The organism is Sinomonas sp. R1AF57 (assembly GCF_002224485.1).
Classification (GTDB): Bacteria; Actinomycetota; Actinomycetes; order Actinomycetales; family Micrococcaceae; genus Sinomonas; species Sinomonas flava.
Genome location: NZ_CP022463.1, coordinates 2,149,593 through 2,172,914, shown reverse-complemented (window position 1 = coordinate 2,172,914; position 23,322 = coordinate 2,149,593). Strand labels below are relative to the sequence as shown.

Below are 23,322 nucleotides of genomic sequence, written 5' to 3'. Positions count from 1 at the left end.
GAGCCTTGCTGCCGGGAGGGGGTCCCGGCAGGGCGACACACCGTGGGGGGAACTGTGGACGCACTGCGCATCGTCGAGGGAGAGGTCCGCGAGCTGATCAGGCTCAGGGGCATCGATCCGCTCGGCTCGTCGGGTGACGTACGGCGGCTGGTCGATGCCGCCGTCGTGGACTACGACGAGCGAGCTCTGCTGGGCGTGGTCCCTCCCCTTGGCTCCCTTGAGGCTGCCCGCAAGAGCCTTCTCGACGCCGTCGCCGGCTTCGGGCCCCTCCAGCCCCTGCTGGACGATCCGACCATTGAGGAAATCTGGCTCAACGCTCCGCACGAGGTGTACGCAGCCCGCAACGGTGAGTCCGAACTGACGAGCGTAACTCTCAGCGAGCAGCAGGTCCGCGACCTCGTCGAGCGCATGCTCAAGTCCTCCGGGCGCAGGCTCGATCTCTCCAGCCCGTTCGTCGATGCCGCCCTCCCGGACGGTTCTCGCCTGCACGTGGTGATACCCGATGTGACCCGTCGGCACTGGGCCGTGAACATCCGCAAGTTCATTGTGAAGGCGAGCCGCCTCGAGCACCTCGTCGAACTGGGATCCCTCACCCCTCAGGCCGCGCGGTTCCTCGCCGCGGCGGTGGCGGGCGGTCTGAACATCCTCGTCTCCGGTGCGACCCAGGCCGGCAAGACCACGATGCTCAACTGCCTCGGTGCGTCTATTGGATCCCGTGAACGGGTGATCACGGTCGAGGAGATCTTCGAGCTCCAGTTCCCGCTGCGCGATGTGGTGGGGCTGCAGTGCCGTCAGCCGAACCTCGAGGGAACCGGCGAGATCCCGCTGCGACGTCTGGTCAAGGAGGCGCTCCGCATGCGGCCCGACCGACTGGTCGTGGGAGAGGTGCGCGAGGCGGAGGCCCTCGACATGCTCATCGCATTGAACAGTGGGCTTCCGGGCATGTGCACTGTCCACGCGAACTCCGCCCAGGACGCCGTCACCAAGCTGTGCACGCTCCCGCTGCTGGCTGGGGCCAACATCTCGTCCAGCTTCGTCGTGCCCACCGTGGCCGCGTGCATCGACCTCGTCGTCCACTGCAGCCGTCATCCCAATGGGCGTCGGCAAGTCACCGAGATTCTGTCCCTCGGGCAGCGCGTGGAGAACGGTGTCATCGAGACATCGTCGGTGTTCGCCCTCGACGGCGACGGCGTCCTGCGGCCCCGGCCCACCGGCCTTCTCTCGGTGGAGAAGTTCTCCCGGGCCGGGATCGACGTGCTGGACCTTCTGGAGAGCGCCTGATGGCCGCGGTGCTCGGATTGGCCGGGGGCGCGGGGCTGTTCCTCGCGTGGTGGTCCTTCTGGCCCAGACCAGAGCGCAGGGTCCGCAAGCAGGAGCCTGGCCGGCTTGACGTCCTGATCGCCCAAGCCGGAATCCACAGGGTCACTCCCACCGGACTCGTCGCTTCGAGCCTCGGACTCGGCGCGTTCGTCGGCTTGCTGTTCTTCGTCGTTACCGGGGCCGTCCCGGTCGCGCTCTGCTTCGGCCTGTTCGCGGGCGCTCTGCCTGTCGGGCTGGTGAGCTGGCAGGCCAAACGGCGCACCGCCGTCCTCCGCGAGCTCTGGCCCGACGTCGTCGACCACATTCGGTCGGCGATCCGCGCGGGTCTGTCACTGCCTGAATCCCTCATGCAGCTCGGCTACAAGGGGCCGGAGCCGCTTCGCGGAGAGTTCCTCGAGTTCGCGGCGGACTACCGCTCGAGCGGAAGCTTCGGCCTGTCACTCGACCGCCTCAAGGAGCGACTCTCCGACCCAGTCGCGGACCGCATCGTCGAGGCTCTGCGGCTGACTCGTGAAGTCGGCGGATCGGACCTGGGACGCCTGCTTGGCACCCTCGCGGAATTCCTGCGCGAGAGCGCGCGCACCCGCAGCGAGCTCGAGGCGCGGCAGTCCTGGACGGTCAATGCCGCGCGCCTGGCCGTCGCTGCCCCGTGGATCGTGCTGCTGCTCATGTCGACACGACCTGAGGCGATGGCGGCCTACGCGGCGCCGAGCGGGTTCCTCGTGCTGGCGGTCGGACTCGGCGTTTCCGTCGTCTGCTATCGCCTGATGCTGCGCATCGGGGCGCTTCCCCGGGAAGAGCGGGTCCTGCGATGAGCGGCATCACGGCTGCGGCCGTTCTCACAGGATCACTTCTGGGCGTGGGGCTGTGGATCGCCTTTGTCCGACTCCCGCTCATGCGCCGCGCCACGTTCACGCAGCGGGTTGCTCCGCAGCTGCGCTCCGTCGACCGAGGATCGAGGCTACTGCATGGCGAGCCTGCCAGCGTGACCCCCTTCGGACCCCTCGAACACATCATCCGCCCGCTCTTGGATGACGCTGTGGGCGCCCTGTCCAGGCTGAATCTGGGCAATGCCACGCTCGCGCGGCGGCTCGCCCAAGCGGGGAGCAACAAGTCGGCGGTGGACTTTCGCGCCGAGCAGCTGCTCTGTGCCGGAGGGTCGTTCGCTGTGGCGGCTCTCGGCGCGGCGGCCGCGGCTCTCAGCGGCCGTACCACGGCAGTCTTCGCGCTGCTCATGGTCGTGGCAGCGACCGTCGCCGGGTTCATGGCGCGGGATTACCTCCTCGGTGCGGCCATCGCGCGGCGCAAGCAGCGGATCCTGGGTGAGTTCCCCTCGGTCGCCGACATGATGGCGCTCGCCGTCGGCGCGGGTGAGACGGCTGCAGGGGCTCTGGACAGGACGGCCCGTGTCTCCAAGGGCGACCTCGCCGGCGAGTTTGAGAAAGTCCTCGCCCACGCCCGCTCTGGAGCGCCGCTCGTCGAGGCACTGCAGGCCATGGCGGACCGGGTCGACCTAGCGCCCATCACGAGGTTCGTGGACGGGCTGATCGTGGCCATCGAACGCGGGACACCCCTGTCGGATGTCCTGCGGGCGCAGGCCCAGGATGTCCGCGACCTTGCCAAGAGAGAACTGATGGAGGCCGCTGGGAAGAAGGAGATCGGGATGATGGTCCCGCTGGTCTTCGGTGTCCTGCCGCTCACCGTCGTCTTCGCCGTGTATCCGGGCGTGGCCGCGATCACGCTTGGCTTCTGACCACCGCTATGGGAGACACCGAATCCGGGGAACCGCCCCCGGCGCCGCACCTATTGGGGAAAGGGAAACACCATGAACACGCTCACCCGTGCAGGGATTCGGCTCGCGAATCTTCCGGAGGCGCTCTGGAGAAGGGTCTCCGAGGGCGACGACCGCGAGCGAGGCGACGTCCCGGGCTGGGTCATGATCACCCTGATGTCTGCCGTCCTTGTGATGGGGCTGCTCGCCGTGGCGGGTCCTGCCCTCGAAGGTCTCTTCAACCAGGCCATCAGCAAGGTGAGCAAGTAGGCCATGCGCTCTCCCCGCTCGCGCCGCCCATGGCAGGCGCCCTGGGGTTCTGATGAGGGCTCTGCGGCTGCCGACTTCGTGATGGTCGGCGGCCTTCTGACGGTCCTTGCGCTTGCGGTGGTCCAGCTCACGCTGGTCCTCCACGTGCGCAACGTCCTCGTCGATGCTGCCGCCTCCGGCGCGCGGTATGGCACCCTCGCAGACAGGACGCCCCAGGACGCGCGCACCCGGGCCGGCGAACTCATCACCGGGGCCGTCGGTGCCGACTATGCCGGGGACATCAGCGTGGGCCACGCCGTTTCGGCCGGGGTGCGCTCGTTGGAGGTCCGGGTGGTCGCCCCGATGCCGGTCGTCGGACTCATCGGCCCGGTGGGGCACCTGAAGGTCTCCGGCCATGCCCCGCTTCAGTGATGGCCCGGCCCAGAAAGCTGGGCCGTGGGCTGCCCTTCTCGATCGGCTCAGAGGGCCAGCCGCTGGAGAGGGCGGAAGCGCCGTCGTCGAATTCGTCTTCCTCGGGCTGGTCCTGCTCGTGCCCGTCGTCTATTTCGTGCTGACGGTCGCCGCGCTCCAAGGCGCCTCATTCGCTGCGACAGGCGCCGCCGACCATGCCGCCAAGTCCTTCGCCCAGGCGGCGGATGAGGCGGCGGCACGGACTGCGGCGGAGTCGGCGGTGCGCGTGGCGATGTCCGACTTCGGGCTCGCCGAGCACAGCGCCCGGCTCGTACTCGCCTGCGATCGCAGCCCCTGCCTTCAGGCTGGCGCCGCAGTCCAGGCGACGGTCCACGTCGAGGTACCGCTGCCGTTCAGTCCGGTCAGCTCAGGCTTCGGCCTGACAATCGGCCGTATCGAGGCGTCGGCGACCCAGATCGTGGGGAGGTTCCGCTGAAGAGGCTAGCGGGCGCCGTCGTGCGCCGGGTCCGGAGCTGCGGGGACGAGTCGGGCCAGCTCACCGTCCTGATCATCGGCTTCACCGTCCTGTGCCTGCTGGTCGCAGCCACGGTGATGGGAGTCTCCGCGGTGCACATCGAGCACCGGAAGCTGCTCTCGGCGGCCGACGGCGCCGCGGCAGCCGCCGCCGACAGCTTCACCCTCGCGGACACCGCCTCGGGAGACCGGCCGCCAGCGGCTGCGCTCGCGCCGGAGAAGGTGCGTGGCGTCGTCGCCACTTACCTCGCTCGCGACGGCGCGGCCGCGAGGTTCGAGGGGCTGGCGGTCGATGCAGCGACCGGCACGCCGGACGGCCGCACGGCCACGGTCAGCCTGACCGCGATGGCGAAGGTGCCGATGGCCGGCATCCTCTTGCCTCACGGGGTGCCGATCAAGGCCACCGCCAGCGCCCGTGCCCGGCTCGTGCGCTGACCGGTGGCCGCTGCTCATGGCGTAACCTTGGATGGTTATGGCTGAGATCGACTTCCCCGCAGAGATCCGCGCGCTTCGCGCCACCCACGACTCCATTGAGCAGGTGACCGACGTCGAGTCTCTGCGTGCCGAGATCGCGGAGCTAAGCGAGGCGGCTGGGGCCCCGGACCTCTGGGACGACCCGTCGAAGGCCCAGCAGGTGACCTCTCGGCTGTCTCACCGTCAGTCGGAGCTCGAGCGTGTCGAGAAGCTCGGAGAGCGCATCGACGACCTTGAGGTGCTCGTCGAGCTTGCCCAAGAGGAGGGCGATCCAGACTCGCTCGCAGAGGCCGGCAGGGAACTCGGCTCGATCAGGAAGGCTCTTGAAGAACTCGAGGTCGTGACGCTCTTGAACGGCGACTACGACGAGCGGGATGCCGTGGTGACGATCCGCGCGGGGGCTGGTGGCGTCGATGCCGCAGACTTCGCCGAGATGCTCATGCGCATGTACCTCCGCTGGGCCGAACGCCGCGGCTACCCGACGAAGGTCATGGATACCTCGTACGCGGAGGAGGCCGGCCTCAAGTCGGCGACCTTCGAGGTCAATGCGCCGTTCGCCTACGGCACGCTCTCCGTCGAGGCAGGCACGCACCGGTTGGTTCGCATCAGCCCGTTCGACAACCAGGGCCGCCGCCAGACGTCCTTCGCAGCGGTCGAGGTGATTCCGCTCATCGAGCAGACGGACCACATCGAGATCCCGGACAACGAGATCCGCGTGGATGTCTTCCGCTCCTCGGGCCCCGGTGGCCAGTCCGTCAACACGACTGACTCCGCCGTCCGCCTGACGCACATCCCGACGGGCATCGTCGTGTCGATGCAGAACGAGAAGTCGCAGATCCAGAACCGCGCCGCTGCGCTGCGCGTCCTCCAGTCCCGCCTCCTCCTGCTGAAGAAGGAGCAGGAAGACGCACAGAAGAAGGCCCTCGCAGGCGACGTCAAGGCATCGTGGGGCGATCAGATGCGGTCATACGTCCTGAACCCTTACCAGATGGTCAAGGACTTGCGGACGGAACACGAGGTTGGAAACACGGCGGCGGTGCTCGACGGCGACATCGACGGTTTCATCGACGCCGGGATCCGCTGGCGTGCCGGTCAGCGCCAGGGCGCTGCCGAAAGCTGATCCCGCTGCGTAGAAAGCCCGGCTCCTCTTGTGAGGCGCCGGGCTTTCTTGCGTCCTTTGTGGCACAGTGCGTCGCGGTTTCGGCGGTGGACACGGAGTGCAAGGGGTGACCTCGGGCCCACAAGGGGTGACCTCGGGCCCACACGGGGTGACGTCGGGCCCACAGGGAGTGACCTCGGGCCCACACGGGGTGACCTCGGGCCCACACGGGGTGACCTCGGCGGAGGGTGGCGGAGCCTTGACGGCAGCGCGGCGGCGTCGTAGGTTTTCCGTAACCTGAATCACCTTTCATGTTTGCTCGTTCCGCACTCCTGCAGCTTCTGCGAAAGGCACTCCCGTGAAGGCAACAAAGAAGTTCCTCCTTGCGGCCACCCTCGCCGCCGGCCTCGCCGCGACCGGATGCGCGCCCAGCTCGTCCAGCGCCTCGGGCGGCTCCTCCGATGCGGCCCGGACGGTCAACGTGGGCATCGTCTACTCGAAGACCGGACCCCTCGCTGCCTACGGCGAGGCCTACTACGAGGGCCTCCAGGCCGGGATCAAGTACGCAACCGGCGGGACCGGCAAGGTCGGCAACGCCACCCTGAACCTGACCTACCAGGACGACGCGGGTGACCCGGACAAGGCCGTGGCGCTGGCCAAGGACCTCATCGGCAAGGACTACAAGATCCTCGCGGGCACCGTGGTCTCGGGCGTCGCGCTCAAGCTCGCCGAGCAGGCCGCGCAGAACAAGGTCCTCTACATCTCCGGCCCCGCCGCGACGGACGCGCTCCAGGGCATCAACAAGTACACCTTCCGCTCGGGCCGCCAGTCGCTCCAGGACGTCGCGACGGCCGGTACCTTCGTGGAGAGCCTCCAGGGCAAGAAGGTCCTGGTCTTCGCGCAGAACAATGCCTTCGGCCAGGGCAACGTCGCAGCGGTCAAGGCCGTGCTCGGCGCCAAGGGCGCCACGGTGGAGCAGGTCCTCGTTCCCGAGGATGCCACCGAGTTCACGCCGTTCGCGCGCCAGATCATCGACGCCAAGCCCGCGATGACCTTTGTCGCCTGGGCCGGCGCCACGAGCGGCGCGATGTGGCAGGCGCTCACCCAGCAGGGCGTCTTCGACGCCGCGCCCGTCGTCACCGGCCTCGGCGACACCTCGACCTACTCCGCCTACGGTGCCGCGAGCAGCAAGATCAGCTTCCTCAGCCACTACTTCAAGGGCGCGGGCGGCAACAATGCTGTCGAGCAGGAGATGGTCAAGGACGTCGAGGCCGCAGGCAAGAAGGTGGACCTCTTCACCCCGGACGGGTTCGTCGCAGGGCAGATGATCGTCCAGGCCGTCAAGTCCGGTGCGTCGGTGGACGACATGGTCAAGGGGCTCGAGGGCTACGAGTTCGACGGTCCCAAGGGCAAGGAGAGCGTCCGCGCCTCGGACCACGTCCTGATGCAGCCTATGTACCAGGCCAAGCTCGTCCAGAAGGACGGCGCCTGGACGCCCGAACTCGTCAAGACGGTCCCTGCGGACCAGGTCGCCCCGGCCGAGAAGAAGAGCTAGCGTGGCGGCCCATCCCGCCCTCGCCGTCGAGGGCCTCGGCTTCGCCGTCGGCGGTGCGAGCATCCTCGCGGACGTCGAGTTCGGCGTCGCGCAGGGCGAGATGCTCGGCGTCATCGGCCCCAACGGTGCGGGCAAGACCACGCTCTTCAACGTCCTCTCTGGCCTCGTCCGCCCCACGGCCGGGCGGGTGCTGCTGGACGGCCAGGACGTCACCCACTTTGCGGTGCACCGCCGAGCCCGCGCCGGATTGGGGCGGACGTTCCAGACGTCGAGCCTGTTCGAAGGGCTCAGCGTCCTGGAGAACGTCCGGCTCGCCGCGCAGGCACGGCTCGGCGGCAGCCTCTCGGTCCTCGCCTTCCCCAGGAGGCACGACGCCGCGACCCGAACCGCCCGCGAACGGCTCGCCGAGGTGGGCCTCGCCGGCAAGGAGGACCACCGGTCCGGCGACCTTTCCCACGGCGACAAGCGGAAGGTGGAGATCGCCATGATGCTCGCCACCGACCCGAGCGTGGTCCTCCTCGACGAGCCCATGGCCGGCGTCGGCTCAGGGGACGTGGGGGCGCTCAGCGAGGTGATCCGGGGACTCCACCGGGATCGCGGGACCACCGTGCTCATGGTCGAGCACCACATGGACGTGGTCCTCGGCCTCGTAGACCGTGTCGCCGTCATGCACCACGGGCGGCTCCTTGCCATCGGAACCCCGGAGGCCGTCATGGCCGACAGCACCGTCCAGGCCGCCTACCTCGGGGAGCCGGTATGAGCACGGCAACGGATCGGCCCGAGCGGCCGTCGGCGTCGCCCATCCTCACGGTCGAGGGCCTGCGCGCACACATCGGCGGCCAGCAGGTCGTGGAGGACGTGGGCTTCTCCGTCCCGGCAAGCGGCGTCACCGCCCTCCTCGGGCGCAACGGCGTGGGCAAGACGAGCACGCTCAAGGCCGTCCTCGGGCTCATCGGCCGCACCGGACGCGTCAGCCTCGGCGGCGAGCGGATCGACGGCGAGGCGACCCACCGGATCGTCCAGCGCGGGGTCGGCTACGTCCCGGAGGACCGAGAGGTCTTCTCGAAGCTCACCGTCGCCGAGAACCTCCAGCTCGCGGTCCGCGGCAAGGCCTCCGCCGAGCGCCGGGAGTTCGTCGAGTCGCTCTTCCCGGATCTGGTCGCGCGGGCCCAGCAGCCGGCCGGGACCCTCTCAGGCGGGCAGCAGCAGATGGTCGCCCTCGCACGGGCGCTCCTGAACGAGAACCGTGTGCTCCTCGTTGACGAGCCGACCAAGGGCCTCGCTCCCAAGGTCGTCCAGGAGGTCGCCGCCGCGCTCGAGACGGCCGCGCAGGCCGTGCCCATCCTCCTCGTCGAGCAGAACCTCGCAGTCGTGCGCCGCCTCGCCGCCGGCGTGGTGGTCCTCTCCGGCGGAAGGGTGGTGCACCGCGCAGACAACGCACGGGCGCTCCTCGACGACGAGGTGCTCACCCGTCGGCTCCTCGGCGTGGGATCAGAGGGACACGGGCACGACGCCGCCCACTCGCCCGACGAGCGCCGCCCACCCACCCGGGGTGCCCACGCGGCGTCGTACACCAGGTCCCCCGGCGAGGGGGCCCGGCCATGAGCACCGTCATCCTCCTGCTCGTCACAGGACTGGGCCTGGGGGCGCTGTACTTCCTCGTCGCCTCCGGGCTGTCCCTCATCTACGGACTCATGGGCGTGCTCAACTTCGCGCACGGTTCCTTCCTCACGCTCGGCGCCTTCCTCGGCTGGGAGACCGCGCGCAGGCTCGGGGCAGACTCGTGGGGCGCCTTCGCGCTGTCACTCCTCGTGGGGGTGCTGGCGGGCGCAGCGGTCGCCGCGGTGACCGAGCTCGTCCTCATCAGGCCGCTCTACCTGCGGCACATCGAGCAGGTGCTCGTCACGGTGGGCCTTGCCCTTGCAACAGTGGCGCTCTTCGACGGGATCTGGGGAACCGACGCCGTCTACATCTCCGGGCCGGGGTGGTTCGAGGAGACGACCGACATCCTCGGGGCCAGGATCCCCAACGACCGCTTCGTCGCGATCCTGTGCGCCGCGCTCGTCCTGGCCGGACTCGTGCTGTTCCTCAAGCGCACCCGCTACGGGCTCATCATCCGGGCCGGGGTAGAGAACCGGGCGATGGTCACGGCGCTGGGCATCGACGTGCGGCGGGCCTTCACGCTCGTCTTCGCGATCGGCGGCGCCGCGGCAGGGCTCGGCGGCGTGCTCGCGAGCCACTACTTCGGCTATGTCTCGCCGCTGCTGGGCGGCTCCCTCCTGATCTTCGCCTTCATCGTCACGGTGATCGGCGGCCTCGGCTCGCTCACGGGGGCGGCGATCGCCTCGGTCGGGGTCGCGGTCCTCCAGCAGTTCGCCAACTTCTACTTCGGGATCGGTGATTTCGTGGTCGTGCTCGCGCTCGCCGTCGTGCTCCTCGTGCGGCCCCGCGGACTCCTCGGGGCGGCGTCATGAGCGGGGCTCAGGCGCAGACGGGACAGCGCCGGCGGCTCCCGTGGGCACGGATGGCCGGGGGAGCGGCGGCTGTCCTGGCACTGGCCGTCCTGCCGCTCTTCGCGATCGACCTCCCGGGCGTCCTCCCCGGACCCACCTACACCCCGGGCACGCTCCAGCTGGTCGCCCTGTGCTTCGCGATGGCCGCCGCAGCCCTCAGCTACCACCTCCTGCTCGGGGCTGCGGGACTGCTCTCCTTCGGCCATGCCCTCTCCTTCGGCGCCGGGGTGTACGGCCTCGCCGTGATCCTCGCCCACCTCGGGCTGCCGCTCGTCCCGGCAGCCGCGCTGGCCCTGGTCCTCGCGATCGTGCTCGCGCTCGCGGTCGGGAGCATCAGCCTGCGCGTGGGAGGCATCCCCTTCGCCATGGTCACGCTCGCCTTCGCCCAGGCCGGCTCCGTGCTGGTGCGCCGCAACCCCGGCGACGCGACGGGCGGCGACGAGGGGCTCAGCCTCGCCACGCAGAACCTCCCCGAGGGCCTCGTCGGAGTGGTGAACACCCGCAACCTCTACTGGCTGGCTCTCGCGGCGCTCGTGCTGGTCTACGCAGTGGTGCTGTGGATCCAGAGCAGCCGTGCCGGGCATGTCGCCGAGGCGGTGCGCGAGAACGAGCTGCGCGTGCGCGTGCTCGGGCTGACCCCGTTCCCCGCGAAGCTGCTCGTCTTCACAGTCGGAGGGGCGCTCGCCTCGATCGCGGGCATGGTGTACCTGCTCCTGCAGTCGGGGGCCGTGCCGCGCTCGGTGTCCACGGACCTCACCATCACGCTGCTGGTCATGGTGGTGCTCGGCGGCGTCGGGTCCCGCTGGGGCGCGGTCGTCGGGGGAGTCCTGTACACGCTCCTGGACCAGCGGCTCGCGGCGTTCGCGGCCTCCCCGGCCGTCAAGGAGCTGCCCCCGGTGCTGCGGATTCCCCTCTCGGAACCGCTGTTCATCCTCGGTACGCTGTTCATCCTTGTCGTGCTCTTCATGCCGGGCGGGATTGCCGGCGCCGCCGGCAGGCTGCGCGCACGACGCCGCGCGGGAACCCGTGCGCCCGAACCCGCCGAGCGCCTCGAGAAGATCCTGGAGGACGCGTGAACCGATCCGCACCCGCCGACGGGCTGCACACGCTGGGGCGCTGGACCACTGACCGCGCGTCCAGCATGCCCGAGCGGACCGCCGTGGACGACCGCGGCGTCACCCTCACGTACGGCGAGCTCGAGGCCAGGGCGGCCGCGCTCGCAGCGGCCCTGCTCGGCGCCGGGTACCGGCCCGGCGAACGCATCGCAACGCTCACGGGCAACAGCGCGGACCAGGTCGTGCTCTTCTTCGCGTGCGCCAAGGCCGGGCTTGCCCTGGTTCCGCTCTCGTGGCGGCTCGCGCCGCGCGAGCTCGCCGAGCAGCTGGAGATCGCGGGGCCGGTCCTGTTCGTCGTCGAGCCGGAGCACGAGGCCCTCGCCCGCGCGGCCGCGGCCCTGATGCCCGTGCGCCCGTCCACCGCGGAGCCGGGCCGCGGAGGCATCGAGCGGAGCCTGCCGCCGCGCGGCGAACCCGTCCCCCGTACCGCGGTGGCCGACGACGCCCCCCTCCTGATCGTCTTCACGTCCGGCACGGAGGGCCGGCCCAAGGCCGCGGTCCTGACCCACGCGAACTGCTTCTGGACCAACCTCTCGTTCTCCCGCACCGTGGAGGTCAGCCGGGAGGACGTGGTGCTGTGCGTCATGCCGCAGTTCCACGTCGGGGGATGGAACATCCTGGCGCTCCTGGCATGGTGGACGGGCTCCACGGTCGTGCTCGAACGGGGGTTCGACGCCGCCCGCATCCTCAAGCTCATCGCCCAGCGCCGGGTGACCACCATGATGGGGGTCCCGGCCCACTACCTCATGCTGTCCCAGCACCCCGGGTTCGGCGAGGCGGACCTGACGAGCCTGCGCCGCGCCGTCGTGGGCGGCGCGCCCATGCCCGCGCCGCTCCTGCGCACGTGGCATGCCCGCGGCGTGGCCCTCACCCAGGGCTACGGTCTCACCGAGGCGGGCCCGAATGTCCTGTGCCTGGCCCCGGAGGAGGCCCTGCGCCGGGTCGGATCCGCGGGGACGCCGTACCCCCATGTCGACATCGCCGTCGCCGACCCAACGACGGGAGCCGTTCTCGACGGGCCTGCGCGCGGCGAGCTGTGGGTCCGGGGGCCGGGGGTTTTCGCGGGGTACCTCGATGATCCGGCCGCGACCGCCCGCGTGCTCGTCGACGGCTGGCTGCGCACGGGGGACGTCGTGGAGCGCGACGCCGAGGGGTTCCTGCGCGTCGTCGACCGGCTCAAGGACCTCTACATCTCCGGCGGCGAGAACGTCTCTCCATCCGAGGTCGAGCAGGCCCTCCTCGCGCATCCGGCGGTGGCCGACGCCGCCGTCGTCGGAGTCCCGGACGAGCGCTGGGGCGAGGCGGGAGCGGCGTTCGTCGTCGTGCGGCCCGGCTGCGCCACTGACGCCGAAGAGCTCAGAGAGCACCTGCGCGGCGTGCTCGCCCGGTTCAAGGTGCCCCGGAGCATCGAATTCGTCGCGGAGATCCCCCGCACGGGACTCCACAAGGCGGCCCGGGCCAGGCTCAGGGCGCGCGCCGAGTCACGTGCCCTGCGGGTGCCGGGGGAGGGCGCGCGATGAGCGCCCAGCCGCGCACGGCCCGCGGGACGCGCACGCGGGCGCGCCTCCTCGCCGCGGCGGAGGATGTCTTCGCCTCGGCCGGCTACCACGACGCGTCGATCGTGAGGATCACCGAGCAGGCGGGGATCGGCCTCGGCACCTTCTACCTGTACTTCGGCGGCAAGCAGGAGATCTTCGACGAGGTCGTCAACGACCTCAACGCGCGGGTCCGCCACGCCATGACGGAGGCGGCCCGCACCGCCGAGGACCGGTTCGACGCGGAGCGGGAGGGCTTCCGGGCGTTCTTCCGCTTCACCGCGCAGCACCCTGCCCTCTACCGGATCATCCGGCAGGCCGAGTTCGTCTCCCCGGGCGCGCAGCGCCGGCACTACGAGCGGATCGTCCGCAGCTACGCCCACGGCCTCGCCGCCGCGCAGGACGCGGGAGAGGTCCGCCCGCTGGATCCCGAGGTCGCCGCGTGGGCGCTCATGGGCATGGGCGAGCTCATCGGCATGCGGTACATCCTCTGGGAGGCGGGCGGGGTCGGCGAGGCCGACGGCGCGCCGCGCGACATCCCCGACCATGTGCTCGACGAGCTCATGGCCCTCATCCAGCGCGGCCTCGCGCCCGACGCGCCGCCCCCAGCGGCCCCACCCAGAGAGGACGTCCGGCATGACTGACACGCTGGCCTACCGCACCTTCGACGTCGACGTGCGCGGCGGGCGCCTCCGGGTCGGTGAGTGGTCGCGCGGGCATGAGGAAGGGCGGGGCGAGTCTGCCCTCGTCCTCGCGGTGCACGGGGTCACGTCCTCGCATCTCGCGTGGCCCTTCGTCGCCCGTGCACTGCTCGCACGCACGGCCGACGACGGAGGCCCGGCCTCCGCGCGCACGGCGCCCGAGCGCGTGGTCGCCCCGGACCTGCGCGGGCGAGCGCGCAGCAGCTCGCTGCCCGGCCCGTACGGGATGGCCCAGCATGCCGACGACCTGGCCGCCGTGCTCCGGTCAGCCGGCGCGAGCGCGGACCGGCCCGCCGTCGTCGTGGGCCACTCGATGGGTGCGTTCGCGTCCGTCGTCCTGGCCGACCGGCACGCCGAGCTCGTCGACCGGCTCGTGCTCGTGGACGGCGGCTTCCCCCTCGAGGCGCCCCCGGGGATGACGCGGGACGAGGCGCTCGAGGCGCTCCTCGGGCCCACCCTCGAGCGCCTGACCAGGGAGTTCGCGAGTCCCGAGGCGTACCTGGAGTACTGGCGCGGGCATCCGGCGTTCGCCCACGCGTGGTCCCGAGAGGTCGAGGACTACGTCCGCTACGACCTCGACGGCGAGGCGCCCCACCTGCACCCCTCCACGGTCCCCACGGCGATCCCCGACGGCAACGAGGACCTCTACGGCGGCGCAGTGCTTCTGAGCGCGCTCGAGCGGCTCCGCGTCCCCGCAGTGTTCCTGCGCGCCGAACGCGGATTCTTCGACGACCCTGCCCGGCTGTACCCGGACGAGGCGATGGAGCGCTGGCGGGCGGCCTATCCGGCGATCGAGGTCCGCGAGGTCCCGGGCACCAACCACTACACCATCGTCATGACGCCCAATGGCGCCGCGTCCGTCGCGCGCGCAACACTCGGCGGCCGCGGCGTCAGGACGGAAGAGGCAGTGCGCGTCGCCGAGGGCGACACGCCGAAGGGTTAGCCGCGTGTCGGCCCACCCCATGGTTATAGTCGAGCAGCCGGCGCGTTCTGCCCCCGAGCCTTGCCCGTGCGCCGGGCGTCGGACGCGCGCGTCCACGGGCCGGAAAGCCGATGATCCGCTTCGAGAACGTCACGAAGGTCTACGACCGGAAAGCCCGCCCGGCACTCGACTCCGTGAGCCTCGAGATCGAGCGGGAGGAGTTCGCGTTCCTCGTCGGCGCCTCCGGCAGCGGCAAGTCCACCTTCCTGCGGCTGGTGATGCGTGAGGACCGGGCCACGAGCGGGGCGGTGTTCGTCGCGGGCCAGAACGTCGCCACGCTCCCGAGCTGGCGGATTCCCAGGCTGAGGCGGGGTATCGGCGTCGTGTTCCAGGACTTCCGCCTGCTGCCCCAGAAGACCGTCTTCGCGAACGTGGCCTTCGCCATGCAGGTGATCGGCAAGAGCCGGACGATCATCCGGGACGCTGTGCCCGAGGTCCTCAAGACCGTCGGCCTGGAGGGCAAGGGCCACCGCATGCCCCACGAGCTCTCCGGCGGCGAGCAGCAGCGCGTGGCGATCGCGCGCGCCGTCGTGAACCGCCCCGGGATCCTCCTCGCAGACGAGCCCACCGGCAACCTCGACCCGACCACGAGCCAGGGGATCATGGCGGTGCTCGACAGGATCAACCAGAACGGCACGACGGTCGTGATGGCCACCCATGACACCGACATCGTCAACTCGATGCGCAAGCGCGTCATCGAGCTCGTCGACGGCCAGGTGGTGCGCGATGAGGCCAAGGCCCTGTACACCTCGATGATCCCGCACGTCACCGCGGAAGGGAGCGGGGAGTGAGGGCCGCATTCATCCTCGGCGAGATCGCCGGTGGACTCCGCCGCAACCTGACCATGGTCGTCTCCGTGGTCCTCGTGACGTTCGTCTCGCTCACGTTCGTGGGCGCGGCCGGCATGCTCCAGCTCCAGATCAACCAGATGAAGGGCTTCTGGTACGACCGCGTCCAGGTGGCCATCTTCCTCTGCAACGGAACCGCCAAGGCGCCGGGATGCACCTCGGGGGCCGTGACGGAGGACCAGCGGGCGGCCCTGACGAAGCTGCTCGAGACGCCTGCGGTCGCGCAGTACGTCAACGACTACCACTATGAGTCGCAGGACGAGGCGTACCAGCACTACCGGGAGCAGTTCGCCAACTCGCCGATCGTCGACTCGGTGACCCCGGACCAGCTTCCGGCCTCGTTCCGGGTCAACCTCAAGGACCCCCAGAAGTACCAGATCATCAGTGAGACCTTCTCCTCGCGGCCGGGCGTCCGGCTCGTGAGCGACCAGCGCGAGGTCCTCGAGCGGCTCTTCTCGGTCATGAACGTCGCCTCGCTCGTGGCCATCGTCATCGCGGGCATCATGATCGTGTGCGCGATCCTGCTGATCGCCACGACCATCAGGCTCTCCGCATTCAGCAGACGCCGCGAGACCGGGATCATGCGCCTCGTCGGCGCGTCGAAGCTCATGATCCAGCTGCCGTTCGTCCTCGAGGGGGTCATCGCCGCGGTGGTGGGGGCGGTCCTTGCGTCGGCGACCCTTTGGGCGGTCGCCAAGTTCTTCCTGGGCGACGTGCTCACGGCCCAGTACCCCGGGACAGCGTTCATCTCGCCGTCCCAGACCCTCGTGCTCGCCCCCCTGCTCATCGCGCTGGGGATCGTGCTCGCGGGTGTGTCGTCGATGCTGACCCTTCGTCGGTATCTCAAGGTCTAGTCCGCTGGGAGGGACGAGGATGCACAAACGCGCGCTGGGACCGGGGGTCCGTCAGCCACAGGCTGGCGGCAGGAGCCGCAGGGCGGCCGGCGCCGCCGTCGTCGTCGCGCTCCTCGCGGGGCTCTGCGCCTCCGGGCCCGCGGCGATCGCCGACGACCTCGACGACAAGCAGTCGCAGCTGAACCAGCGTGCGCAGGAGGTCCAGCAGAACCTCGAGTTCCTCGACGGCAGGATCCGCCAGACCGCCGCGGACCTCGCGACCTACCAGGGCCAGCTGCCCGGAGCGCAGCAGGCACTGCTCGATGCCCAGTCCCGCGTCACCGCCGCGACCAACGAGGTCAACGCCCTCGCCGTGCGCGTCGACGCTGCCCAGCAGAACAAGGCGAAGATCACGGCCCAGATCGAGGCCGACCGCGGCAAGATGGACAGCACCAAGAAGCTCATCGGCGAGATCGCGAGCGAGGCGTACATGTCCGGCGGCGTCCCGTCGAACCTCAGCCTCATGCTGGGCTCGGGAGAGGGCGGGAGCCTCACGAGCTCGCTGGACCTGGCCGACCAGGTCATGGAGAGCCAGAATGCGGCACTGACCCAGCTTTCCCAGCAGAGCGCCGCGAACGTCAACTCCGAGGCGCGCCTCGCGGCGGTCGAGTCCGAGATCAAGGAGCTCAAGGCACTCGCCGACGAGGCGCTGCGCAAGGAGCAGGCCGCGCGGGACGACGCGGCGGCGAAGAAGGCCGCGGTGGACAAGCTGATTGACGACACCTCGCGGCTGAGCAAGGAGCTCGAGGCCGCCAAGCCGGCCATCCAGAAGCAGATCGCGGACCTCAAGACCCAGCAGGACCAGGTGGCAGCGGAGATCGCCGAGCGCGACCGGAGGCTGCGTGAGGCGTGGGAGGCCGAGCAGCGCCGCATCGCCGAGCAGCGCGCCGAGGAGGCCCGCCAGGCCGCGCTCGCCGCAGGCCAGGCCAGGGCGGCGGCCGAGGCGGCTGCCCAGGCGGCGCGCGACAACGCCGTCCAGCCGGGGTCGCCGTCCGCGTTCGGCCTCGCGAACCCCTTCCGTGGCATCCCGATCACCTCGGGGTTCGGCTGGCGGGCCACACCGCCCGGATCGATCGACTTCTACGGCACCGGCGGCTACATGCACACCGGGATCGACTTCGGGGCCCCCTGCGGGACGCCCGTCTACGCGCCGGCGGCGGGCACCGTCACGACGGCGGGCTGGCTGAACAACGGCGGCGGGAACACCGTGATGATCTCCCACGGTGTGGTCCAGGGGAACTCGCTGACCACGGTCTTCTACCACAACACCTCCGTGGCGGTGAGCCCCGGGCAGTACGTGAGCCAGGGCCAGCTCATCGCCTACTCCGGAACCACGGGGAACTCGACGGGTTGCCACTCGCACTTCGAGACCTGGCTCAACGGCTCGCCGGTCGACCCGATGGGCCTGCTGTAGACTGAATCTTCCCTCGCCCGACCGGCGGGGGACACTGTCCACCGCGGAGAGCGGAACGAGGAAAAGGAGCAGCGCCGTGCCGAAAGAGAGTGGCCGGAAGGTTGTGGCCACGAACCGCAAGGCCAGGCACGACTTCCACATCCTCGACACCTGGGAGGCCGGCCTCGTGCTGATGGGCACCGAGGTGAAGTCCCTCCGGGACGGGCACGTTTCTCTCGGCGAGGGTTTCTGCCACTTCGACCGCGGTGAGCTGTGGCTCGAGGCCGTGAACATTCCGGAGTACACCCAGGGCTCGTGGACCAACCACCCCTCCAAGCGCAAGCGCAAGCTTCTGCTGCACCGCGAGGAGCTGGCCAAGATCGAGCACAAGGTCAACGAGTCCGGCCTGACGGTCGTGCCGCTGCAGATGTACTTCAACGACGGCCGCGCCAAGGTCGAGATCGCCTTGGCCCGAGGCAAGAAGGACTACGACAAGCGCCAGTCCCTGCGCGAGGCGCAGGACAAGCGCGAGGCTCTGCGCGAGATGCGGGAGCGCAACCGGCGCCGGTGAGGCGCCGCCCCGGGACGCGGACACGCCGCGATCCCGCCTGAGGAGGCCATGGCACACCCACGGACACGGACCTGGATCGCAGCAGCCGCAGGAATCATCGTCGGGCTCGCGCTCGCGTCGGCAGTGCTCGTGCGACTGCTCGCACCGGAGCCGGGACCCACGACGCCGCCCGCCGCCTCCGCGTCCGGCTCGCCCGGGGCGTCGGCCGGCGGTGGCGGTGAGACCACGCCCGCGGCGAGCACCGAGGCGGGCGGCGGCCACGCGCCGTCGTCCGCTCCGAGCGCGTCCCAGGCCCCCGCGCCCAGCCGCGCGCAGCAGATCCTCGCGTCGATGACGCTTGAGCAGCGCGTCGGGCAGGTCGTGATGGTCGGGACGCCGGTGGCCGGGGCGGATGCCGCAAGCCTGGACGCCCTCCGGCGCCTCCACATCGGCAACGTCTTCCTCAAGGGGCGCACGACCGCTGGCGCGGCGGCCGTGTCCGCTGTGGTGGCCGCCCTGAAGGCGGAGGCCACGCCGGACGCCACGCTCGGGGTAGGGCAGTTCGTCGCGACGGACCAGGAAGGCGGCAACGTGCAGATCCTGCGCGGCCCCGGGTTCTCGGACATCCCTGCGGCGATCGACCAGGGGGCGATGGATCCCGCCGCGCTCCGCGCAGCGGCCCGGACCTGGGGCCGCGAGCTGGCGGCCGCCGGCGTCAACGTGAACCTCGCTCCCGTCCTGGACACCGTGCCGTCGGCGGAGTTCGCGCCGGAGAATGTGCCGATCGGGAAGTGGGGCCGCGAGTACGGCTACACCACGGACACGGTGGCGTCCCACGGCGTGGCCTTCGCCCAGGGCATGGCCGACGCCGGCGTGGCCACCGCGCCGAAGCACTTCCCGGGCCTCGGGCGTGTCACGGCCAACACCGACATCAGCGCCGGCGTGGCCGACCCCGTGACAGGCCGGAATGACCCGTTTCTGGCTCCCTTCAGCGCGGCCGTGCGGGCGGGGGCCCCGTGGGCCATGATCTCCAACGCCCGGTACCCGGCCATCGACGCTGCGAACGACGCCGTGTTCTCCCCGACGGTCATCCAGGGCATGCTCCGGGGTGACCTCGGATTCCGCGGCATCGTGGTCTCCGACGACATCTGCGACGCCGCCCAGCTCGCCTCCGTCCCGCCCGAAGGCCGGGGGAGCGGCTTCCTGACTGCCGGGGGCACGGTGGCGCTGTGCACCAACCAGAATCTGGCGCCTCGCGTGTGGGCAGGGATCGTCGAGCGGGCGAAGACCGATCCCGCCTTCGCCCGGACCGTCGACGCCGCGGCACTGGCCGTCCTCACGGCCAAGGAATCGGCCGGTCTGCTGCCGCGAGGGTGAGCCGGAATATTCTGTGGCGGTGGCGCGCTATACTGGCTGTTCCGATGGTCGCAGGGCCGCCGGAGCGGTCAGCCCGCAGGGGTTGCCCGAGGTTTGACAACCACATACGGGGATGATCGGTTTCGACGGTGTAGGTCGAGACAGGGGAAGCGGGCCGAGGATGCAGAGTCATCTCGTCAACGCTCTCTGCAAAACAATAAGTGCCAAGTCTAAGCGCACTGACTTCGCTCTCGCTGCCTAAGTAGCGAGCAAGTCCGTCAGCCCGGGATTGCTATCGCCCCGGATCCTGGCGTCGATTAGATAGCCACTGCTGGCAGCCCTCGTCGTCGGGGCTGCTGGGACATTCAGACGACTGGGCCCGGGTCAGCCACTGGTGTGCTTGATGGCTGGGGCCGAGAAAGCCCGACGCACACTGCGCCCGGAGAATACCTGGCAAAACCGCACCGGACGGGGGTTCAATTCCCCCCATCTCCACTCTGTCGCACGAGGACCCCGGCCATCAGGCCGGGGTCCTCGTGCGTCCGCCCCTCGTGCCCACGCCGTCCCGGAGGGCAGTATGGGGCTGTGCGTCCGCGCGAGCCCCGGGACCTGCGCCGCGTCCTCGGCGTCGCGGTTGCCTCGAGCTGCCTCGTGATCCTCGACGGGCAGGGCGTCGGGCTGGCGCTTCCCGCGGTCGAGCGCGAGCTCGGCGGCGGCCTCGTGCTCCAGCAGTGGGTCATGGACGGGTACCTCCTGACCCTCGGGGCGCTCCTGCTCGCCGCCGGGGCCGTGGCCGACCGCTTCGGCACCGAACGGGTGCTCGCCGCCGGGACGCTCTGGTTCACGCTCACCTCGCTCGTGTGCGGCCTAGCGCCTGAGGGCTGGGTCCTCGTGGCCGGCCGGCTCGCCCAGGGCGCCGCAGGGGCGGTGATCACGCCGAGTGCGCTCGCGCTCATCACTGCGGCCGCCCACGGGACGACCCGGCTCCGGCTCATCGCCCAATGGACCGCCTGGATCTCCGCGGCGAGCGTCGCGGCGCCCTTCGTGGGCGGCGCCGCGGTCGACCTCGGGAGCTGGCGGCTCGTCTTCCTCGTCAATGTGCTCCCTGCGGCTCTCATGTGGCGCCCGCTGGCGCGACTGCGCCGCGGCGCCATCCGTCCGCCGCGGCGGGCGGCGCCCTTCGACGTCGCGAGCGCGGCCCTGAGCGTGGGCGGCCTGGGCGCCCTCGTGCTCGGCCTCATCGTGGCGGCGGGAACCGGCTTCGCGGATCCGGCGGTGATCGTCTCCCTCGTGGGAGGCGCGGTCCTGGTCGCGGTGTTCCTGGTGCGCCAGCGGTCCTCTGCGGACCCGCAGATACCCTTGGGGCTCTTCCGCGAACCGGCCTTCTCGGCGGGGAACGCGGCGACCTTCTGGGCCTATGGCGCCCTCGGCCTGGGCTCCTTCATCGTCGGGCTGTACCTCCAGCAGCGGATGGGGATGAGTGCGTTCCTGGCCGGGCTGGGCATGCTCCCGAGCACCGTCCCCATGCTGTTCCTGTCGGGGCGGTCGGCCAGGCTGGCGGCCAAACGGGGCCCCCGGCTTCCCATGTCCGTGGGGCCAGCCGTGGCGGCCGTGGGCTTCGTCTGGCTCGCCCTCGCCCAGCCTCCGCTCGTGTACCTCAGGGATGTCTTCGGCCCCATGGTCCTGCTGGGGATCGGGCTGGCGCTCATGGTCGCCCCCCTGACGACGACCGTGCTCTCCGCCGTGCCCGCGGGGGCGGAGGGTGCGGGTTCCGCGGTCAACAACGCGGTCGCCCGCATCGCCTCGCTCGTTGCGATCGGTGCGTCCGGGGCGATCGTGGGCGGCACGCTCGACGACGCGGGGTTCGGCCGGGCGGCTGCGGTCACCGCAGTGCTCCTCGCCCTCGCGGCCGCCACCTCGGCGGTCTGGATCCCTGCGGGCAGCACCACTGCCGAGCCGGCCAGCCGGGAGGCGTGAAGCCGGAGCCGGCGGCCGTGCGCGGCGGTAGGGTCCGGCTCAGCCTCCGTGGTGGGCGGACGCGGCCAGAGTGCAGCCGGCGTGCACGGTGTCGCTGTGGACCCACACGGCCTCGGCGATCTCATCCGCGACGTCGACCTCACGCGCATCGCCCGTGCCGCCGATCCTCACGACCAGCGGTCCGCCGAACGGCTTGCGCCGCACCACCTCGAGGTCGGCGTCGAGGACGATCCGCTCCGCCGCGAGGTAGCGCAGGAGCTCCGGATTGTCGTCGCTGATCCGGGTGATGCGCCCGCGATGGCCGGCGTCAAGCTCGCTCAGGACGTGGGCGCTGGGCCGTTCAATCCGCCCGTCCGCGGTGGGGATCGGGTCCCCATGCGGGTCGCGGACGGGGTGCCCGAGCTTGGCGGAGAGCCGGTCGACGAAAAGGTCGGACACGGCGTGCTCGATCTGCTCGGCCTCGTCGTGGACCTCGTCCCACCGGTAGCCGAGCTCGCGGACCAGGAAGGTCTCGAGGAGGCGGTGCCGCCGGACCATGGTCAGGGCGAGCGCGCGCCCCTCCTCGGTGAGCCGCACGGCTCCGTAGGGGCGGTGGTCCACGAGGCCCTGTTCCCTGAGCTTGCGGACCATTTCGGAGACCGATGAGTTTGCCACGCCCAGCCGTGCGGCGAGCTGCGACGACGTGATGGGCCTGTCCTGCCATTCGGTGAAGGTGTAGATGACCTTCACGTAGTCCTCGATCGAGGACGAGGGAGCGCTCTTCACCCGTCCAGCCTACCCTTGGGGTCCCGGGGCGAAGGTGAGCCACAGGAGCACGATGTTCAGCGCGACGACGAGCGCGGCGCTCGTCCAGGACGCGATCGCGAGGGGGAGCCGCATCGCGTACTCGCCCACGACCGACTTCGAGGAACCGAGGCGGATGAGCGGAATCAGGGCGAAGGGGATGCCGAAGCTGAGCACGACCTGGCTCACGACGAGCGACCATGTCGGGTCCACGCCCAGCGCGAGGACGACGATCGAGGGGATGAGGGTGATGGACCGCCGGAGCACGAGGGGGATCCGGCGTTCGAGCAGCCCCTCCATGATGGTCGCTCCGGCATACGCGCCCACCGCGGTCGAGGCGAGGCCGCTGGCGAGGAGGCCCACGGCGAAGATCGCGCCGACGGCCGGGCCGAGGGCCGACTGGATCGCGGCGTGCGCTCCCTCGATCGAGTCGGTGCCCTCCTCGCCCGCGAGCGTCGAGGCGGCGAGGAGGAGCATGCCGATGTTCACGACGCCGGCCACCCCCAGGGCGACCACGACGTCGACCCGGGTGCCGCGCAGGAGGCGGCGGATGGCCGCCCCGGTGAATTCCTCGGCAGGGTCGCTGCGGTGCCGGTCCCTCGCCAGCGCCGAATGGACGTAGATGGCATGGGGCATGACTGTGGCGCCGAGCATCGAGGCCGCGAGCAGGACTGAGTCGGGTCCGTCGAACCGCGGCAGAAGGCCGGCTACGACGCCGGAGGGTGCCGGGGGGCTCAGCGCCAGGCCCGTGAGGAAGCCGATGGTGATGACGGCCAGGAGCCCCACGATGGCGAGCTCGAAGCGCTGCTGCGTCCGGAAGTCCTGGATCGCGAGGATCGCCATGGACACAGCGCCGACGATGACGGCGCCCAGCGGCAGCGGCACGTGGAAGAGGAGATGCAGGGCGAGCGCGCCCCCGACGACCTCTGCGAGGTCCGTCGCGAGGGCCACGACTTCTGCCTGTGCCCAGTACAGCCTGCGCGCCGCCGGCCGCAGGCGCCGGCCCAGGATCTCGGGCATGGTACGCCCGGTGACGACTCCCAGCTTGGCGGACTGGTACTGGATGAGCATCGCCATGGCGTTGGCGAAGACCAGCACCCACACGAGCAGGTAGCTGTACCGGGCCCCCGCAGTCAGGTTCGCGGCGACGTTTCCCGGGTCCACGTACGCTACGGACGCGACGAACGCGGGCCCGAGAGTCCCCAGGAGCATGGCCCACCGGGGCGTCGCCCCGGACAGCCGCTCGGTCGCCTTCACCGTCCT

At 70.7% G+C, this 23,322-nt stretch carries 24 protein-coding genes and 1 other RNA gene; 23 read left to right on the top strand and 2 right to left on the bottom strand.

Features of this window, described 5'->3' with window-relative positions:
• The first annotated feature begins 54 nt into the window (after positions 1-54).
• The 23 genes from CGQ25_RS10005 (at position 55) to CGQ25_RS09895 (ending at position 21,276) form a co-directional block, all read left to right on the top strand.
• Positions 55-1,281, top strand: coding sequence for a CpaF family protein (locus CGQ25_RS10005; protein WP_208709309.1), 1,227 nt, complete (start codon positions 55-57; stop codon positions 1,279-1,281).
• Positions 1,281-2,135 carry a type II secretion system F family protein gene (locus CGQ25_RS10000; protein ID WP_208709307.1) on the top strand — a complete coding sequence of 285 codons (855 nt, stop codon included), beginning with the start codon at positions 1,281-1,283 and terminating at the stop codon, positions 2,133-2,135. Before CGQ25_RS10005 ends, CGQ25_RS10000 begins: the two co-directional genes overlap by 1 nt.
• A 170-nt stretch (positions 2,136-2,305) precedes the next feature.
• Positions 2,306-3,073 carry a type II secretion system F family protein gene (locus CGQ25_RS09995; RefSeq protein ID WP_369802214.1) on the top strand — a complete coding sequence of 256 codons (768 nt, stop codon included), beginning with the start codon at positions 2,306-2,308 and terminating at the stop codon, positions 3,071-3,073.
• Between the two features lie 72 nt (positions 3,074-3,145).
• Positions 3,146-3,361, top strand: coding sequence for a hypothetical protein (locus tag CGQ25_RS09990; protein WP_255405236.1), 216 nt, complete (start codon positions 3,146-3,148; stop codon positions 3,359-3,361).
• A 3-nt stretch (positions 3,362-3,364) separates the two neighbouring features.
• On the top strand, positions 3,365-3,772 hold the full coding sequence (locus CGQ25_RS09985) for a TadE/TadG family type IV pilus assembly protein (RefSeq protein WP_208709303.1): 408 nt from the start codon (positions 3,365-3,367) through the stop codon (positions 3,770-3,772).
• Positions 3,756-4,247 carry a hypothetical protein gene (locus CGQ25_RS09980; protein ID WP_208709301.1) on the top strand — a complete coding sequence of 164 codons (492 nt, stop codon included), beginning with the start codon at positions 3,756-3,758 and terminating at the stop codon, positions 4,245-4,247. Before CGQ25_RS09985 ends, CGQ25_RS09980 begins: the two co-directional genes overlap by 17 nt.
• Positions 4,248-4,267: 20 nt before the next feature.
• Entirely contained in the window at positions 4,268-4,720 is a 453-nt protein-coding gene (locus CGQ25_RS09975) for a pilus assembly protein TadG-related protein (RefSeq protein WP_208709299.1), read from the top strand.
• Positions 4,721-4,757: 37 nt separating this feature from the next.
• Positions 4,758-5,879, top strand: a complete 1,122-nt coding sequence (prfB, locus tag CGQ25_RS09970; RefSeq protein WP_208709297.1) for a peptide chain release factor 2 — start codon at positions 4,758-4,760, stop codon at positions 5,877-5,879.
• A 337-nt stretch (positions 5,880-6,216) separates the two neighbouring features.
• Complete coding sequence (locus tag CGQ25_RS09965; RefSeq protein ID WP_208709295.1) at positions 6,217-7,413, top strand: substrate-binding domain-containing protein; 1,197 nt, start codon at positions 6,217-6,219, stop codon at positions 7,411-7,413.
• A 1-nt stretch (position 7,414) separates the two neighbouring features.
• Positions 7,415-8,173, top strand: a complete 759-nt coding sequence (locus tag CGQ25_RS09960) for an ABC transporter ATP-binding protein (protein WP_222703643.1) — start codon at positions 7,415-7,417, stop codon at positions 8,171-8,173.
• On the top strand, positions 8,170-9,018 hold the full coding sequence (locus tag CGQ25_RS09955) for an ABC transporter ATP-binding protein (protein ID WP_208709293.1): 849 nt from the start codon (positions 8,170-8,172) through the stop codon (positions 9,016-9,018). The genes CGQ25_RS09960 and CGQ25_RS09955 overlap by 4 nt, the downstream gene beginning before the upstream one ends.
• A complete protein-coding gene (locus CGQ25_RS09950; RefSeq protein ID WP_208709291.1) occupies positions 9,015-9,887 on the top strand; it encodes a branched-chain amino acid ABC transporter permease in 873 nt (290 codons plus the stop codon). The genes CGQ25_RS09955 and CGQ25_RS09950 overlap by 4 nt, the downstream gene beginning before the upstream one ends.
• Positions 9,884-11,002: a branched-chain amino acid ABC transporter permease gene (locus CGQ25_RS09945; RefSeq protein ID WP_255405235.1), complete on the top strand. Its 1,119-nt coding sequence runs from the start codon at positions 9,884-9,886 to the stop codon at positions 11,000-11,002. The genes CGQ25_RS09950 and CGQ25_RS09945 overlap by 4 nt, the downstream gene beginning before the upstream one ends.
• Positions 10,999-12,561, top strand: coding sequence for an AMP-binding protein (locus tag CGQ25_RS09940; RefSeq protein ID WP_255405234.1), 1,563 nt, complete (start codon positions 10,999-11,001; stop codon positions 12,559-12,561). The genes CGQ25_RS09945 and CGQ25_RS09940 overlap by 4 nt, the downstream gene beginning before the upstream one ends.
• On the top strand, positions 12,558-13,220 hold the full coding sequence (locus CGQ25_RS09935; protein WP_208709289.1) for a TetR/AcrR family transcriptional regulator: 663 nt from the start codon (positions 12,558-12,560) through the stop codon (positions 13,218-13,220). Before CGQ25_RS09940 ends, CGQ25_RS09935 begins: the two co-directional genes overlap by 4 nt.
• Positions 13,213-14,220: an alpha/beta fold hydrolase gene (locus CGQ25_RS09930; protein ID WP_208709287.1), complete on the top strand. Its 1,008-nt coding sequence runs from the start codon at positions 13,213-13,215 to the stop codon at positions 14,218-14,220. Before CGQ25_RS09935 ends, CGQ25_RS09930 begins: the two co-directional genes overlap by 8 nt.
• 110 nt (positions 14,221-14,330) lie before the next feature.
• Positions 14,331-15,050, top strand: coding sequence for a cell division ATP-binding protein FtsE (ftsE, locus tag CGQ25_RS09925; protein WP_208709285.1), 720 nt, complete (start codon positions 14,331-14,333; stop codon positions 15,048-15,050).
• The gene (ftsX, locus tag CGQ25_RS09920; protein ID WP_208709283.1) at positions 15,047-15,961 is read left to right on the top strand and encodes a permease-like cell division protein FtsX; all 915 of its coding nucleotides are present in this window, start codon (positions 15,047-15,049) and stop codon (positions 15,959-15,961) included. The genes ftsE and ftsX overlap by 4 nt, the downstream gene beginning before the upstream one ends.
• A gap of 19 nt (positions 15,962-15,980) precedes the next feature.
• A complete protein-coding gene (locus tag CGQ25_RS09915) occupies positions 15,981-17,414 on the top strand; it encodes a peptidoglycan DD-metalloendopeptidase family protein (protein ID WP_208709281.1) in 1,434 nt (477 codons plus the stop codon).
• Positions 17,415-17,490: 76 nt separating this feature from the next.
• Complete coding sequence (smpB, locus tag CGQ25_RS09910; protein WP_208709278.1) at positions 17,491-17,964, top strand: SsrA-binding protein SmpB; 474 nt, start codon at positions 17,491-17,493, stop codon at positions 17,962-17,964.
• 48 nt (positions 17,965-18,012) lie between these two features.
• Positions 18,013-19,320: a glycoside hydrolase family 3 N-terminal domain-containing protein gene (locus CGQ25_RS09905; protein ID WP_208709276.1), complete on the top strand. Its 1,308-nt coding sequence runs from the start codon at positions 18,013-18,015 to the stop codon at positions 19,318-19,320.
• A gap of 108 nt (positions 19,321-19,428) precedes the next feature.
• Positions 19,429-19,797: a transfer-messenger RNA gene (ssrA, locus tag CGQ25_RS09900) on the top strand.
• 87 nt (positions 19,798-19,884) lie between these two features.
• Positions 19,885-21,276, top strand: coding sequence for an MFS transporter (locus CGQ25_RS09895; RefSeq protein WP_208709273.1), 1,392 nt, complete (start codon positions 19,885-19,887; stop codon positions 21,274-21,276).
• 39 nt (positions 21,277-21,315) lie between these two features.
• Here the strand turns inward: CGQ25_RS09895 and CGQ25_RS09890 are convergent, their stop codons facing one another.
• Complete coding sequence (locus CGQ25_RS09890; RefSeq protein ID WP_208709271.1) at positions 21,316-22,041, bottom strand: metal-dependent transcriptional regulator; 726 nt, start codon at positions 22,039-22,041, stop codon at positions 21,316-21,318.
• A 9-nt stretch (positions 22,042-22,050) separates the two neighbouring features.
• Positions 22,051-23,271: an Nramp family divalent metal transporter gene (locus CGQ25_RS09885; RefSeq protein ID WP_369802329.1), complete on the bottom strand. Its 1,221-nt coding sequence runs from the start codon at positions 23,269-23,271 to the stop codon at positions 22,051-22,053.
• Positions 23,272-23,322: the final 51 nt, after the last annotated feature.

What these genes read in the sequence shown, in the direction of transcription:
- CGQ25_RS10000 (WP_208709307.1), top strand. Translation starts at nt 1,281, where the DNA reads ATGGCCGCGGTGCTCGGATTGGCCGGGGGCGCGGGGCTGTTCCTCGCG.
- CGQ25_RS09990 (WP_255405236.1), top strand. Translation starts at nt 3,146, where the DNA reads ATGAACACGCTCACCCGTGCAGGGATTCGGCTCGCGAATCTTCCGGAG.
- CGQ25_RS09985 (WP_208709303.1), top strand. Translation starts at nt 3,365, where the DNA reads ATGCGCTCTCCCCGCTCGCGCCGCCCATGGCAGGCGCCCTGGGGTTCT.
- CGQ25_RS09980 (WP_208709301.1), top strand. Translation starts at nt 3,756, where the DNA reads ATGCCCCGCTTCAGTGATGGCCCGGCCCAGAAAGCTGGGCCGTGGGCT.
- prfB (WP_208709297.1), top strand. Translation starts at nt 4,758, where the DNA reads ATGGCTGAGATCGACTTCCCCGCAGAGATCCGCGCGCTTCGCGCCACC.
- CGQ25_RS09955 (WP_208709293.1), top strand. Translation starts at nt 8,170, where the DNA reads ATGAGCACGGCAACGGATCGGCCCGAGCGGCCGTCGGCGTCGCCCATC.
- CGQ25_RS09950 (WP_208709291.1), top strand. Translation starts at nt 9,015, where the DNA reads ATGAGCACCGTCATCCTCCTGCTCGTCACAGGACTGGGCCTGGGGGCG.
- CGQ25_RS09945 (WP_255405235.1), top strand. Translation starts at nt 9,884, where the DNA reads ATGAGCGGGGCTCAGGCGCAGACGGGACAGCGCCGGCGGCTCCCGTGG.
- CGQ25_RS09935 (WP_208709289.1), top strand. Translation starts at nt 12,558, where the DNA reads ATGAGCGCCCAGCCGCGCACGGCCCGCGGGACGCGCACGCGGGCGCGC.
- CGQ25_RS09930 (WP_208709287.1), top strand. Translation starts at nt 13,213, where the DNA reads ATGACTGACACGCTGGCCTACCGCACCTTCGACGTCGACGTGCGCGGC.
- ftsE (WP_208709285.1), top strand. Translation starts at nt 14,331, where the DNA reads ATGATCCGCTTCGAGAACGTCACGAAGGTCTACGACCGGAAAGCCCGC.
- CGQ25_RS09915 (WP_208709281.1), top strand. Translation starts at nt 15,981, where the DNA reads ATGCACAAACGCGCGCTGGGACCGGGGGTCCGTCAGCCACAGGCTGGC.
- CGQ25_RS09905 (WP_208709276.1), top strand. Translation starts at nt 18,013, where the DNA reads ATGGCACACCCACGGACACGGACCTGGATCGCAGCAGCCGCAGGAATC.
- CGQ25_RS09885 (WP_369802329.1), bottom strand. Translation starts at nt 23,271, where the DNA reads ATGCTCCTGGGGACTCTCGGGCCCGCGTTCGTCGCGTCCGTAGCGTAC.